At 71.4% G+C, this 13,795-nt stretch carries 12 protein-coding genes and 2 pseudogenes; 2 read left to right on the forward strand and 12 right to left on the reverse strand.

Annotated features, from left to right (window positions below; genetic code table 11):
• Positions 1-58 precede the first annotated feature (58 nt).
• From QQK49_RS16800 to QQK49_RS23375, 4 genes and pseudogenes are all read right to left on the reverse strand, one after another.
• Positions 59-1,093: an aspartate-semialdehyde dehydrogenase gene (locus QQK49_RS16800; RefSeq protein ID WP_284304942.1), complete on the reverse strand. Its 1,035-nt coding sequence runs from the start codon at positions 1,091-1,093 to the stop codon at positions 59-61.
• Positions 1,094-1,281: 188 nt separating this feature from the next.
• The gene (locus tag QQK49_RS16805) at positions 1,282-1,599 is read right to left on the reverse strand and encodes a hypothetical protein (protein WP_284304943.1); all 318 of its coding nucleotides are present in this window, start codon (positions 1,597-1,599) and stop codon (positions 1,282-1,284) included.
• 188 nt (positions 1,600-1,787) lie between these two features.
• Complete coding sequence (locus tag QQK49_RS16810; RefSeq protein WP_284304944.1) at positions 1,788-2,921, reverse strand: MFS transporter; 1,134 nt, start codon at positions 2,919-2,921, stop codon at positions 1,788-1,790.
• Positions 2,922-3,198: 277 nt separating this feature from the next.
• Positions 3,199-3,837, reverse strand: a pseudogene (locus QQK49_RS23375) (GAP family protein); the annotation flags it as partial.
• 77 nt (positions 3,838-3,914) lie between these two features.
• On the opposite strand from QQK49_RS23375, the gene QQK49_RS16820 reads away from it, so the two are divergent.
• Positions 3,915-4,541 carry a TetR/AcrR family transcriptional regulator gene (locus QQK49_RS16820; protein ID WP_284304946.1) on the forward strand — a complete coding sequence of 209 codons (627 nt, stop codon included), beginning with the start codon at positions 3,915-3,917 and terminating at the stop codon, positions 4,539-4,541.
• A 17-nt stretch (positions 4,542-4,558) separates the two neighbouring features.
• Here the strand turns inward: QQK49_RS16820 and QQK49_RS16825 are convergent, their stop codons facing one another.
• The 8 genes and pseudogenes from QQK49_RS16825 to QQK49_RS16855 form a co-directional block, all read right to left on the reverse strand.
• Complete coding sequence (locus QQK49_RS16825) at positions 4,559-4,888, reverse strand: MFS transporter (protein WP_284304947.1); 330 nt, start codon at positions 4,886-4,888, stop codon at positions 4,559-4,561.
• A 28-nt stretch (positions 4,889-4,916) separates the two neighbouring features.
• Positions 4,917-5,906 (reverse strand): annotated as a pseudogene (locus QQK49_RS23380) (MFS transporter); the annotation flags it as partial.
• Positions 5,903-6,898, reverse strand: coding sequence for an L-histidine N(alpha)-methyltransferase (gene egtD / locus QQK49_RS16830; RefSeq protein ID WP_284304948.1), 996 nt, complete (start codon positions 6,896-6,898; stop codon positions 5,903-5,905). The pseudogene QQK49_RS23380 and the gene egtD, both read right to left, overlap by 4 nt.
• 90 nt (positions 6,899-6,988) lie before the next feature.
• Positions 6,989-7,888, reverse strand: coding sequence for a glutamate-cysteine ligase family protein (locus QQK49_RS16835; RefSeq protein WP_284304949.1), 900 nt, complete (start codon positions 7,886-7,888; stop codon positions 6,989-6,991).
• A gap of 181 nt (positions 7,889-8,069) precedes the next feature.
• Positions 8,070-8,390 carry a type II toxin-antitoxin system PemK/MazF family toxin gene (locus QQK49_RS16840; RefSeq protein WP_284304950.1) on the reverse strand — a complete coding sequence of 107 codons (321 nt, stop codon included), beginning with the start codon at positions 8,388-8,390 and terminating at the stop codon, positions 8,070-8,072.
• 19 nt (positions 8,391-8,409) lie between these two features.
• Positions 8,410-8,655 (reverse strand): CopG family transcriptional regulator, encoded by a 246-nt coding sequence (locus tag QQK49_RS16845; protein WP_284304951.1) that lies wholly within the window; start codon positions 8,653-8,655, stop codon positions 8,410-8,412.
• Positions 8,656-8,790: 135 nt separating this feature from the next.
• On the reverse strand, positions 8,791-11,223 hold the full coding sequence (locus QQK49_RS16850) for an amidohydrolase family protein (protein WP_284304952.1): 2,433 nt from the start codon (positions 11,221-11,223) through the stop codon (positions 8,791-8,793).
• Positions 11,220-12,068: a TolB family protein gene (locus QQK49_RS16855; RefSeq protein ID WP_284304953.1), complete on the reverse strand. Its 849-nt coding sequence runs from the start codon at positions 12,066-12,068 to the stop codon at positions 11,220-11,222. Before QQK49_RS16855 ends, QQK49_RS16850 begins: the two co-directional genes overlap by 4 nt.
• Positions 12,069-12,279: 211 nt before the next feature.
• Here QQK49_RS16855 and QQK49_RS16860 point away from each other — a divergent pair, with 211 nt between their 5' ends.
• Complete coding sequence (locus QQK49_RS16860; protein WP_284304954.1) at positions 12,280-13,788, forward strand: fatty acyl-CoA synthetase; 1,509 nt, start codon at positions 12,280-12,282, stop codon at positions 13,786-13,788.
• Positions 13,789-13,795 lie beyond the last annotated feature (7 nt).

Consider the following 13,795-nt stretch of genomic DNA (forward strand, 5'->3'; position numbering starts at 1 on the left):
GGCTGCGCGCCGGGCCCGATCGAGGTCGGACCCGGCGCGCAGCTCGACGCGTTCGTGCTCAGCGGCGAGCCAGCAGCTTTTCGGCGATCTGCACCGCGTTGAGCGCCGCGCCCTTGCGCAGGTTGTCGCCCACGACGAACAGGACGAGGCCCTTGCCCTCGGGAGCGGCCTGGTCGGCGCGCACCCGCCCGACGTACACGTCGTCGCGGCCGGCGGCATCGAGCGGGTTGGGGACGTCGGTGACGACGACACCCGCTGCCTCGGACAGGAGCTCCGTGGCCCGCTCGGGGGAGATCTCCTTGTCGAACTCGGCGTGGATCGCGAGGGCGTGCCCGCTGAACACCGGCACCCGCACGCAGGTACCCGAGACGCGCAGGTCGGGGATGTGGAGGATCTTGCGCGACTCGTTGCGCAGCTTCTGCTCCTCGTCGGTCTCCAGCGACCCGTCGTCGACGATCGACCCGGCGAGCGGGACGACGTTGAACCCGACGGGGACGGCGTAGACCTGCGGCTCGGGGAGGGTGACGGCGCGGCCGTCGAGGGCGAGGCCCGTGACGTCGCCGGAGGCGTACCCGCCGCGGAGCTGGCTGTCGAGCTCCTGCACGCCCTTGCCACCGGAGCCGGAGACGGCCTGGTAGCTGCTCACGTGCAGCCGGACCAGCCCCGCCTCACGGTGCAGCGGCGCGAGGACCGGCATCGCGGCCATCGTGGTGCAGTTGGGGTTGGCGACGATGCCCTTGGGGATGTCGACCAGGTCGTCGGCGTTGACCTCGCTGACGACCAGCGGCACCTCGGGGTCCTTGCGCCAGGCGCTGGAGTTGTCGACGACGGTCGCGCCCGCCGCGGCCACCTTGGGGGCGTACTCCTTGCTGGCGGTGCCGCCGTTGGAGAACAGCGCGATGTCGATGCCGGAGAAGTCGGCGCCCTCGGAGTCCTCGACGGTGATCTCACGACCCGCGAACTCCAGCGTCGTGCCGGCCGAGCGCGCGGAGGCGAAGAAGCGGATGTCGTCGAGGGGGAAGGCGCGTTCCGCGAGGAGGGCGCGCATGACCTGTCCGACCTGACCTGTGGCTCCGAAGACGGCGACTCGCATGCATCCAGCGTACGAGCCTCGATTCGGGCGGTGCGTCGGCGATTCGAGTGCTGGGACACTCTGCGCCGAAACCGCCGCTTATAGGTGGCGGTCTCGGCGCAGGGGGCACGACCGCCGCTTATAGGTGGCGGTCTCGGCGCGGGGGGACGAGACGCAGGCCCCGTGGGTGCGTTGCGGCTGAGGTCGGGTCAGAAGGCGTCGGTGGCGCAGGAGGCGAAGGCGATGGCGAGCGAGGCGACCGCCGTGGCGAGCCCGATCCGGCAGAGCAGGCGTGGCGTGCGCGAGGTCGACGCGGTCGACCCGCCGTCGCGGGCGGCGACGAGGGCCGCGACCCCGGCGAGGACGACGAGCATGAGGTGCAGCAGCGGGAGCGAGAGCGCCGGTATCGAGAGCAGTCCGGCCGCGATGCAGACGACCGGCCAGCGCGGGGCGGTCGCGCGCACCGGCTCGCTCTCGTGCACGTTCTCGACCGGCCCGTGTAAGGAGTCCGAACCGATGCTCGACATGAGATCCCCCGATCTTCCCCTGCCCCCGTTCAGGGGGCCGGCGACTCTGGTGAGCGCCGTCGACTCGAGCGTACGTCTGCGCAGCTCATCGGCGCGTCAGCCGCGAGGCCACAGTCTCGCCGCAGGGGGTCCTCCCACAGACCTAGGCCGTCTACGACTTTCGGCGGAGGCGGGGTGAGTACGCGGACCTACCGGCCGGCGGCGCGATGGGCGGCGTGCAGGCGCGTTCCGGCGATGCACCCGAGGATGAACACCGTCCCGATCGCGGTGAGGACGACGGCGTTCGGCGCCCACCACGTGCCGGCCGCGGCGAAGATCGCCCCGAGCGCCATCGGCCCGGTCGCGGCGAGCATGTACCCGGCTCCCTGCGCGAACGCCGCCAGTGCCGGCACGTCACCGGCGTGGGGCTGATCGGCGATGAAGGTCATGGCGATGCTGAAGCTCGCGCCCTGCGCGAGGCCGATGAGGACGACCCCGACGGCGGCGGAGGCGGTTCCGAACCCGAGGAGGGTAACGCCGAGGGCCTGACCGCCGTACACGAGCGCCAGGAAGGGCACGGCTCGCGCTCCCGTCGCGAAGCGTGGGGCGAGGAACGCGCCCGGCAGGCCGAGCAGCGAGAACAGGCCGAGCAGGAGCCCGGCTCCCGCCTCGCTGTGACCGGCGGCGGTGAGTTGGTCGGGCAGCCAGGTGAGCAGGCTGTAGTACACGAGCGACTGCAGACCCATGAACACGGTGATCACCCAGGTCATGGGCCGGACGACGACGGTGCCCATGCCGGTGGGAGGCGCCGCGCGGGTGTCCCGTGGCGGGCTGTGCCGCAGCACCGGCCACCACCAGGCCAGGGTAAGGATCGCGGGCAGGGCCCAGATCCCGACGGCGAACTCCCACGACCAGCCGGCCCGGGTCTGCAGCGGAGCGGTCAGCGCGGACCCCACGGCACCGGAGACCTGGATCACGGCCGTGTACAGGCCCATGAACAGGGCGACGCGGCCGGCGAAGCGGGCGCGGATCAGGGCGGGAACCAGGACGTTGCCGACGGCGATGCCGCTGCCGACGAGCACCGCCCCGACGAAGAACGTCCAGGTCAACCCTGCACTGCGCAGGACGATGCCGGCGAGCAGAGGGATGAGCACGGCGGGCATCGCGCGCTCGAGGCCCCACCGGGCGATGAGGAAGGGCGCGAGGAAGGCGAAGACGCCGAAGCAGATCAGCGGTAGTGAGGTGGTGGCGCCGGCGGCGAACTCCGAGAGTCCCAGGTCGTCGCGGACGGTGGCGAGCGCCGGCGGCACGGCCGTGATGGGCGAGCGCAGCAGGAGCGTCACGCCGAACAACCCGATGACGAGCAGCCCCCGCCTCGCAGGAATCCCGTGCGAGCCATCCCCTACCCCGCTCTCTCGACGACGGCACCGCACCACGGACCCGCCCGAGGAACGGTAACGGCAACCACCGACACCGCACTCCGGGGGTGGCGCGGGGAGACGCAGCGCGGAGGGACCAGCCCGCGCAGGAGGAGAAGTGGAGCAGTTCGAGTCGTTGCGCCGCGTCGGCGGCGAGCAGGAATCCGACGATGCCGAGGACCCAGCCGAGCATCTCGGCGGCGTTGCGGGTGAGCCAGGCCCCGAGGCGGGCGAGGAAGGGTTCGACGGCGCGATGTGCCACGAGCCGGAGGACGAGCAGCACCGACGCGGGGGCGGTCATCACGACGACGTACGCGGCGAGCGTCCCTCCGACGGCGAGCGGGCCGAGGTTCGCCGCGGTGATGATCCCGACGGCGCCGAGGTAGGGCAGCATCGAGGCGACCTCGACCAGACCGGCCGCGAGCGCCACCGCCATCACGACTCCCGCCCGCGGTTTCTCGCCGACCAGCGCCTCCGTCCACCGCTCACGACGCGTCGGCCCGGTCGTCGTCCGCCTGGCTCGGCGCTCGGCGATGTGCTTCTTGTCGAAGCGGAAGCTCAGCGCGAACAGCCCGACACCCACCGCCAACTGCGCGTAGGTGAGGAGTCCGCCGTCGTCGAGGCCGCTGAAGATCCGCTGGAGACCCGCCGCGCCGACGACGAGGACGACCCCGACGAGCCAGTAGAACCCGGCGATCGTCGCGAGGTAGCCGAGCAGCGCGGCGACCCGCACCCGTGCCTGGATCAGCATGAACACGGGGATTCCGAGCGTGCCGAAGCTCGTGCTGTCGACGAGGGCGAGCGCCGCGAGGGCGGCTGCGGTGGCGGCGACGGTGTCCATCTCGGAGCTCCGATCGTGAGGTTTTTTAGAACGGTCGCACGAAAACAGATCTAGAGCAAGTGTGCTAAAAAGGGGAGGTGCCCAAGATCGTCGATCACGCCGCCCGCCGCGAGGAGCTCGCTGCCGCCGTCTGGCGCCTGGTGGGACGTGAGGGCATCGCCGGCGCCACCGTGCGCGCCGTGGCCGCCGAGTCCGGCTGGTCGATGGGGGCGATCCGGCACTACTTCTCCACGCACGACGAACTCCTCCGGTTCGCCCTGGAGGTCATGACGAGGCGGATCAGCGAGCGGGTGTTGGCGCTGTACGCCGACTACCGCTCGGGTGACGTCGAGCGTGCCCGGCGGGCGCTGGAGCAGCTCCTCCCGATCGACCAGGACCGCACCGTCGAGGTGGTGGTGTGGCTCGGATTCATGACCCGCGCGCGCATCGACCCCGACCTCGACGAGGTCCGCCTCGAGGGCTGGCGGGGAGAGCGGTTCATCTGCCGCGCCGCCGTCGCCGACGCCACCGCAACTCCCCTGCCGACCTCACTGGAGGCGGAGCTCGAGCCGACCCTGGAGGCCGCCGCGGCGCGTGTCCATCTGGGCATCGACGGCCTCAGCATCCAGGCCGCGATCTACCCGGAGTTCTGGCCGGCCGACGAGCAGCGCGCCACGATCGCCCGGATCCTCACCGAGGCCACGACCGGCCTCGATGCCACCTGAAGTGACACCGGAGCGCGTCAGCGGGCAGGTGGGATGCCGGTGCGGGTGCCCATCTGCCGGAACGAGGGCAGAGCGAGTGGCGCGAGGGAGGCGACGAAGTACAGCAGCCCCACGACGAGGAGGGCGGCGGCCACTCCGAATCCGCTCACCAGGCCACCGGCCATCACCCCTCCGAACGGCATGAGTCCCCATGCCAGCGCCGCCACCAGCGAGGACACCCGCCCGACGAGGGCCCGTGGCACGCGCTCGAACTCCACGGCCGCGATGATCGGGTTGAGGAACCCCGAGGCGAACCCGGCCACCGCCAGCACGCCGAGCACGGCGGACAGCGGCACGTCGAACGCCATCACCCCGAATCTGGGGAACCCGGTGAGGATGAACGCGATCGTGTAGACGGCCAGCCGCGGGCATGCGGTGCCCGACGACGGTCGCGATGAGCGACCCGAGGACGGACGCCCCGGTCATCACCGCGAAGACCAACCCCAGGCGATCCGCCCCGTAGCCGTGGTGCACCGCCCACACGGGCGCGAGGACCGCGGCCCATGCCTGGTCGAACAGGTTGGTCACCGCCACCATCAGCGCGATGGCCAGCAGCACGGGGTCGCGGCGCAGGAAGGTCCATCCGTCGCGGAGCTGGGCGAGGTAGCCATCGGCGCCCGTCTCCTCCTGCGCCCCCTCCGCCACGCCCGGCTCCGCCGCTTCGGCCACCGCGACATGCCGCACGAACGGCCCGACGCCGAACCCGATGAGCAGGCCCGACAGCGCGAATCCGACCGCCGTCACGGCCACCGCGTTCGGTGCACCGATGCCCGCGATGAGCGCACCTCCACCCGCCAGGCCCACGGTGGAGGCGAGACGTTCGGTCGTCCCGGCCACACCCGTCACCCGCTCGAGCGGCTGCCCACCGGCCTCCGCCACCGACGGCACGAGCGCGTACTTCGCGGCGTCGGCCGGACCACGCAGCAACCCCTCGAGGCCGGCGAGCACCAGCAGCATGGGGAACGACAGCCACCCGAGCCCGAAGAAGATCGGGATGCACGCGGTGACGAGCGCGCTGGCGAGATCCAGCACGAGGGCGGCGCGCGCCGGCCCCACGCGGTCGAGCACCGGCCCGGCGAACGCCTTGGACAGGATCATCGGGGCGAGTTGCACGAACGTGACGAGCCCCGTCTGGGTCGCACTGCCCGTGGTGGTGAGGACGAACCACGGGATCGCGATGCTCGACAAGCGGCTGCCGACCACCGACACGACGTCGGCCACGGCCCAGGTCGCGAACACGCGCCGCCTCGGTCGGGTCGTCGGGGCGGTGGTCACGGTCGTTCCTCGGTCTCGTCGTCGTGGGGGACCGCTCCTGGCCCAGATCATCGGGGCATGGACACCTGCGCGAGGCAGAGCGCGAAGTCACCGTCGGGATCGGTCCATGTGCCGGCCGGCTCGAACCCCGCTGCCCGCAGCTCTCGCATGACTCCCTCCATGCGGAACTTGGTGGAGATCTCCGTGCGAATCTCCTCCCCTTCGGCGAAGTCGAGGGACAGCTCGAGAGCGGTCAGGTGCACGCGCATCGGCCGCGTCGCTCGCAGCCGCATCTCGATGCGCTCGTGCTCGGCATCCCAGACCGCGCGGTGTTCGAACGCATCGGCGTCGAAGTCGCCCCCGAGTTCGCGGTCGAGGACGTGCAGGACGTTGCGGTTGAACTCCGCGGTGACGCCTGCGGCGTCGTCATAGGCGGCCACGAGCCGGGCGGGGTCCTTGACGAGATCGGCGCCGAGCAGCAGTGAGTCCCCGGCGACGAGGCCGCCGCGCAGTCGGGTGAAGAAGTCGTGGCGCTCATCCGGGTCCAGGTTGCCGATGGTGCCGCCCAGGAAGGCAACGAGCCGCGTTCCGCCCGTGGGGATCTCGCCGAGGTGGTGGTCGAAGTCGCCCACGACGCCGTGCTGGTCGAGCCCGGGGTACTCAGCGGCCAGGGCGTCCATCGCCTCGCGCAGCGCATCGGCACTGACGTCGAAGGGCACGTACCGGCGCAGCCCCGGCGCCATCGCGTCGAGCAGCAGCCGGGTCTTCTCACTCGCCCCCGAACCGAGTTCGACGAGCACGTCCGCGCCGGCGGCCTGCGCGATCTCGTCGGCGCGCTCGCGCAGGATCGCGGCCTCGGCGCCCGTGGGGTAGTACTCCGGCAGCCGAGTGATCTCGACGAACAGCTCACTCCCCCGGGCGTCGTAGAAGTACTTGGGCGGCAACGTTCTCGGCGACGCCGTCAGCCCGGTATGAACCTCCTCGCGCATCGCCGCACGCAGGTCGTCGGGGCCGAGGTGGACGTCGATCGTCGTGCGGTCCGTCGTGGTCTTCTGGGCGGTCACGGGCTGCTCCTTCGCGGGAATGGTGCACATGCGGCAGTGGTGTGGGGGTGGGACGTGGGTGTGCTGCCGAGCGGGCGGGTGGGGATGTCGTCAGTCGTCCGCGCTCGGTGGGGCCGCCCCTGTCGGGGTTGTGCGGATGCCACCGCCGACGGCGACGACGAGGTGATCGGCGGGCAGTTCGTCCCAGTCGTCGCCGTCGTCCGACGGTTCCGAGGCGAGGAGCACGCCGTCGTGGCCGCGCCGCGCCCACATCGCCTCGCCGGAGGTGACCGCCGCGAGCGCATCGCCGTCGGTGGCCAGCAGTGTGAGCCGGCCACCGCCGCAGGTGGACAGCGCCCGGACCGCCTCGACCAGACCCTCACCCAACCCGGCACCGTCCGCCCACGCAGCGGCGGCGACGCCGAAGACGAGCGCGGAGTCGACCGGCGCCGCGGCCTCGGTCACCTCGAGCACCCCCGCCGACAGCTCGCGTCGGGCTCGTGGCCAGTCGAAGAGCTTGCCGTTGTGGCTGAACAAGGGCGTAGTCGACGGGCCGGGGTGGGGCGTCGACGTCGCCGGTCGGTCGTCTGCGGTTCGGTGTGGGCGTCCGGGGCGGGTCGAGCGCCCGCCAGATCGCCTGTCTCGTCGAGGGCGTACCCGGTTTACTCCCCCGCCAGGGTGGGCGCGGTCCTCCCGCATGTCGCGGATCGCGGTGGAGGTGTCTGGTGCGGGCGGGGAGCTGAGCTCGACCTGCCCACCGGGTTCGAAGGTGAGGCGGCTCTCGCGGGGTGGACGCCCGGCGGCGAGGCACCGCTCCCGCAGGAGCGCGAGGGGGATGGGACGTTCCGGCTCGGCCGGATCGACGACGATCCATTCGAGTTCGATGCCGACCCGTCCCGGTGGGCCGGTCTTGAAGCAGATCCCGGAGACGTATCCGTGGACATCCATCGGCGTCCCGGCGCAGGAGTCGTGCCGGAACGATGTCGCGGGTCGGGTTGTCGGCTGGGCCATCTGAACTCCCGGTGTCGTGAGGTCGCGCCGACCACCTTGCCCCACCGTTTCGTCGATGTCCTGTCGGACGGCTTGGCAGTCCACACGACAGTCGGCCCCGATCACGCTGTCCGGCCGTAGCCCCGGCCGATCGATCTCGTCCGGGAGGTCGAGTTCCCGCGGACGAGCGGTGATCACCGTGTCAGTGCAGGTCGAGGACCTGTCGGATACCGCGATCGACCTCCACCATGAGTGGCGGACTCAGCCGGCCGGCGGGATGAGGGTCGAGGTCACGGCGATCCACGGTGGCGAGCGCCGTCACATTGACCACCGAGTCCTTCTGCAACCCAGTCATGACCGCAGGCAGGAAGACATTGCCCGGCAGGGCGGCGAGTTCCGTGTTCGACGTCAGGACCACCACGACGGTCGTCGCCAGGCGCGACCTGTTGTACGAGTCGGCCTGCAGGATGAGGACGGGTCGACGCTTCGCCGGGGACTCCCCTGGGGCTCGCCGAGGTCGCACCAGTGGACGTCGCCGCGATTCACCATTCCGCACCAGGGCCGGAGAGTCGCCGTCGACCCGCAGCGACCGCACCCGTGGTCGAGTCGTCTCCGCCTATCAGATCGGCCACGGCGTCGATCGCGGTCGTGAGGTCGCTGGACTCCAGCTCAGCGGCGTAGCGCTCTGCGGCGGCGGAGTAGAACTGAGACCGGTTCAACCCATGTTTCGCCGCGACTGCTTCGACTCGCGCGAAAGTCTCGTCGGGGACAGAGATGGCCGTCTTCATGCTGCCGAGTATAACGCGGTATTCCAGCCTGGGTCGCGGTGACGGAGAGACCCGTCGAGGGCAGCACTCGACGCGCCGGGGAGCACGGTGCCTCGACCCGGGACGTCGATCCCGGACCGAGGCACCGTGGGGCGCTCAGTGTTCGCAGCAGGACGTGCGGGACGCCTCGAGCACCTCCGGTGCGTTCCACCAGAACTGCACCGTGCGCGACCGTGACACCGGCGGCTTGATCCGGTTGCCCCTGCTCGCACCGACGACGCCCGCGAAGGTCCGTCCCGGCCCGGCCGGCGGCAGCCCGGCACCCGCGCCGCCCCGTGCGGCGGTCGCGGCGTCGGCCTCGGCATAGGGGCGGATCAGGTCCTCCGGCGTGTGCACCCGCCCTCCGACGATCGTGTGGGTGACCTTCGCGGCGTCCTCGATCCGCTCCAACGGATTGCCGTCCACGACGATGAGGTCGGCCAGCATGCCCGGCTCGACACGCCCGATCGGCTGCGCGAGGAACCGCCCCGCCACGCTCGTCGCCGTCACCAGCGCATCACGCGCAGAGATCCCGAACCGGGTCATCGCCCGCAGGTTCATGTGCGTGCTCAGAGCCGCGTGATCGATCGGGGAGTCGGTGCCGGTGATGACGTTGGCGCCCTTGGCCAACATCTCCTTGACCTGCTCGACCTGCGCCTCGAGGCGGGCCAGGTTCACCGGCTGAGTCTCGCCGCCGGCGTCCTTGACGGTCTTGGCCAGCGCCGCCCGGCGCCACGTGGGATTCAGCCGTCGCGAGCGCTCGTCCTCCACCAGCGACGTGTCGTCCCGGTACAACGCCGTGCTGTTGAACAGCGTCGGCGTCCGGTACATCCCCGAGGCGGCGAACATGTCGATGACGTCCTCGTACGCGCCGCCGGTGTTGAGGATCGTCCGGCTGTACCCGAAGCGGTTGGTCGCCCCGATGTGCTCGGTCTGATCGGCGCCGAACGCCATTGGCGGGAAGTGGTAGTGCGACGTGATCGGCATCCCGTGCCGGTGTCCCCACTGCGTGGCCCGCTTGTGCCATGTGACCGGCAGTCGCACGTAGGCCTTGAGCAGGTCGTACTGCAATGCCCGGGCCCGCTCGAGTTCGAGCCCGAGCTGGGCGTCGCTGAACGTGGGCCGCATGAAGTTGTAGTAGATCCGCGGGCCGTCGATCGCCTCGCCCGTGCCGAGGTAGCGCGGGCCGACCCGGGCACCGGACTGGATCGCCTCCCGCTCCTCGCACATGTGGTAGGCGGGGCTGCCCGGCGAGCGGGTCGTCGTGATGCCGTAGGCCAGCCACAGCCGACCCTGCCGGTTGCCGAAGGCGTACCCGGCCATCTCGCGGTGGTGATGGGCATCGACGATGCCCGGCATGACGAACCGGTCGGAGGCGTCGATCCGGCGGCCGGCGCGACGCCCGGCGCGGTGCGGCTCGACCGCGACGATCTTCTGACCGCGCACGACGATGTCGACGTTCCTGCGCGCCGTCTTCGCCACGCCGTCCCACATGCGTCCGGCGTGGATGACGAGGTCGCCGCCCTCGGCGCGCGAGTCGTGACCACTGTGGTTACGCCAGCTCAGCGGCACCTTCCACGCGCGGCCCCCGGACCCGTCGGCGCGCACCGTGCGCAACACACCGCCCGCGAGGTAGGCGATCGTCGTGGAGTCACCGGCCCACGTCGGCGCGTCGCTCACGTGGTCGGTGATGCGCCGCGCGGCCCCCTTCGGTGTCCCGTCGCGCTCGACGTCGATCACCCAGAGCACGCTCTCCATGGCGAACACGAGCTTGGATCCGTCGGGCGACCACACCGGTCCGTCGTCGCCGCGGGTCTGGATCGAGCGGTCCGGAGCCGCCTCCACGTACCGCGCCCGGCCGGTGCGGCGGTCGACGAACAGGAACGTCGACAACCCCTCGCGGTAGCGGGCCGACCGTGGCCGCACGGCCGCGAGCGCGATGGTGCGTCCGTCCGGCGACCAGCTCGGACGCCCCGGCTCGAACGTGGCCTCGAAGACCCGCTGGATGTCGCCGCTGCCCACCTCGACCGTCCACAGGCCGCCGTCCTGGTCGAGGAAGGCGATCTCGCTGCCGTCGGGCGACCAGCGCACCGAGAGCGCCGCCTGCTCGGTCAGGTGCGTGACCTGGGTGTCTTTACCGGAGTCCAGGTCGCGGATCCACACGTTGAGCGATCCCGAGCGGTCGGTGCAGTACGCGAGGCGCTTGCCGTCGGGCGACCAGTCGGGGTCGCAGTACCACCACGTGGTGTCCTCGAAGATCGCCTTCGGCCTGCCTCCCAACGGCATCGTCCACAGGTCGCCGAGGGCGCGGAACGCCACCGTCTTCCCGTCCGGGGAGAGGACGGGGCTGCCGATACCGATGACCGGCTTGGACGCCGTGCCGGCCAGGTCACGCGGCCGCTTGCGGTAGCGCGCCGGCTGCACGGCCAGGGCCATGGTGAACCCGATGCTGCCCGGCGCCCCGGTGGCGGCGCCCCGCGCGGGGAGCACCCGATCGCGGATGCGCCCGTCGGCCGTGTAGAGGAACCGGCCGCGCGGGCCGAAGCTCACGCGGAAGGGGTAGACGGTCTCCCCTCCACCAGCGGCGCGTCGCCCCGCATCAGGGAGTTCTGTCCGGCGCGGAACAGGTGGTAGACCACCGTGGCGCCGTCGGGGGTGAACTGCGGCTGGGAGATCTCGTCGCCCTTCCTGCCCTCCACCAGGGTCGTCCGGGCGCCACTGGCGACCGTGACCGCCTCGATCTTCGTCTTGGCGACGACGAACGCGATCCGCTTGCCGTCGGGCGACCACGTCGGCTCGTACTCCTCGGCGTCGGTCTGCGTGACCACGGCGATGCGTCCGGTGCGGGTGTCGTAGGTGTAGATGCCGTAGCTGCCCCGCACGTCGGAGGAGAACGCGAGGTAGCGGCCGTCGGGCGACCAGCGGGGCTCGCGGTGGTCGGCCGGACCCGAGGTGAGGCGCCGGCGGCCCGAGCCGTCGGGGCGGATCGTCCACAGGTCGAAGTTGCCCTCGCGGTAGCCCTGGTAGGCGATGAGCTTTCCGTCGGGCGACCAGTCGGGCTGGGCGATGTCGTCGTAGTCACTGGTCAGGCGGCGCAGCGTGCCACCGGAGGACGACCCGACCCACAGCACCCCGAGGGCGTCGTGGGCGATGCGGGTTCCGTCGGGGCTGAGGCGGACTCCGAAGTTCGTGCCGGCCCCGAGCCGCACATCGGCGCCGGCGGCCTGCGCCGCGGCGGCGTCAGTGCGTGGGGTCGCGAGGGCCGGGCGGGCGGCGAGATCCATCCCGGCGACGGCTCCGGCCGCTCCCGCCCCCGCGAGGACGGATCGTCGTGAGACGAGCCATCGGTCCTCTGATCGGGGATCGTTCGGCCGGGCAGGGGAGGTGAGCGTCATCAGGGGTCTCCAAGCGTCGTTGCAGGGGAACCCACGTCATCCTGGGTTCACCCGTCATTTCGGACAAGAGGACGGACCACCTTGTGGGACAAGGAGAGACGTCGGGTGCTCGACGAGACCAGCGAGACCGACGAGGCTCGGCGAGGCTTGAGGAGGCCGTCTACGGGATACCCTCCGCTCATCGCTCGTGCCGGCTCGACGAGGAGTCCCCGTGTCCGATCTGCTCCGCGGCAGTACCGTCGCCGACCTCGTCCGTCGTAGCGCCCGCAGGGTCGGTGCGCGCACGGCCGTCGAGTTCGGCGAACGCTCCTGGACCTACACCGACCTCGACGACGCCGTCACGCGCGTGGCCGCCCACCTGGTGGGGCTCGGCCTGGGCAAGGGCGACCGCGTCGCGGCGTTCGGCAAGAACTCCGACGCCTATCTCATCGCCTTCCTCGCCTGCGCCCGCGCCGGCATCGTCCACGTGCCGATCAACAACCAGCTCACCGGGTCCGAACTCGGGTACCTGCTGACGCAATCGGGGGCGGCGGCCGTCCTCGTCGATCCCGCGTTGCGCGCGACGCTGGAGACCACCACCGTCCCGCCGCACGTGCTGGCCCTGCGCGACGAGGACGGCAGCCTCATCGACATCGCCCGGTCCGGGGAGGTGCCCGAGCTCGACGTCGACGTCCGCGACGGCGACCTGTGCCAGTTGCTCTACACCTCGGGCACGACCTCGGCACCCAAGGGCGCGATGCTCACCCACCGGGCGTTCCTGCACGAGTACGTGTCGTGCCTGGTGGCCCTCGACCTGCGCGAGGACGACGACCCGCTGCACGTCATGCCGCTCTACCACTCGGCGCAGATGCACGTGTTCCTCATGCCCTGGCTGGCGGTCGGCGCGCGGAACACCGTCCTGGAGGTCCCCGACCCCGCCGAGATCCTGCGCCGCATGGAGGCCGACGGGCATCGGGCGTTCTTCGCGGCCCCGACGTTGTGGGTGGCCCTCGCCAACCATCCGGACTTCGGCACCCGCGACCTGTCCCGCCTGCGCAAGGCGTACTACGGGGCGTCGATCATGCCCGGCCCGGTCCTCGCGCGCATCCAGGACAAGCTGCCCGACCTGGGCTTCTACAACTGCTTCGGTCAGTCCGAGATCGCCCCGCTCGCGAGCGTCCTCCGCCCGGAGGAACACGCCGACCGCCCGAACTCCGCGGGCCGCGCCGTGCTGTTCGTCGAGATGCGTGTCGTCGACGGCTCGGGTGCGGACGTCGCGCCCGGCGACAAGGGTGAGGTCTTCTACCGCAGTCCACAACTGTGTGAGGGGTACTGGGAGTCGCCCAGTGAGTCGGAGGCCGCGTTCGCGGGTGGATGGTTCCACTCCGGCGACCTCGTGACCATGGATGACGAGGGCTACATCACGGTCGTCGACCGCGTGAAGGACGTCATCAACACCGGCGGTGTCCTGGTGGCCTCCCGCGAGGTGGAGGACGCGCTGTACACCCACCCGGCCGTCGCCGAGGTCGCCGTCGTGGGCGCCCCCGACGAGACGTGGGTGGAGGCCGTGCACGCCCATGTCGTGCTGCGACCCGACGCGCAGGTCACCCCCGAGGAGTTGCGCGCCCACGTCCGCGAGCGCCTCGCGGCCTTCAAGGTGCCCAAGGAGATCCACTTCCTGCCCGACCTGCCGCGCAACGCCTCGGGCAAGATCCTCAAGCGGGAGTTGCGAGAGTCCTGACCTGGCG

This window comes from Mobilicoccus caccae (assembly GCF_030161635.1).
In the GTDB taxonomy this organism is placed as follows: domain Bacteria; phylum Actinomycetota; class Actinomycetes; order Actinomycetales; family Dermatophilaceae; genus Mobilicoccus; species Mobilicoccus caccae.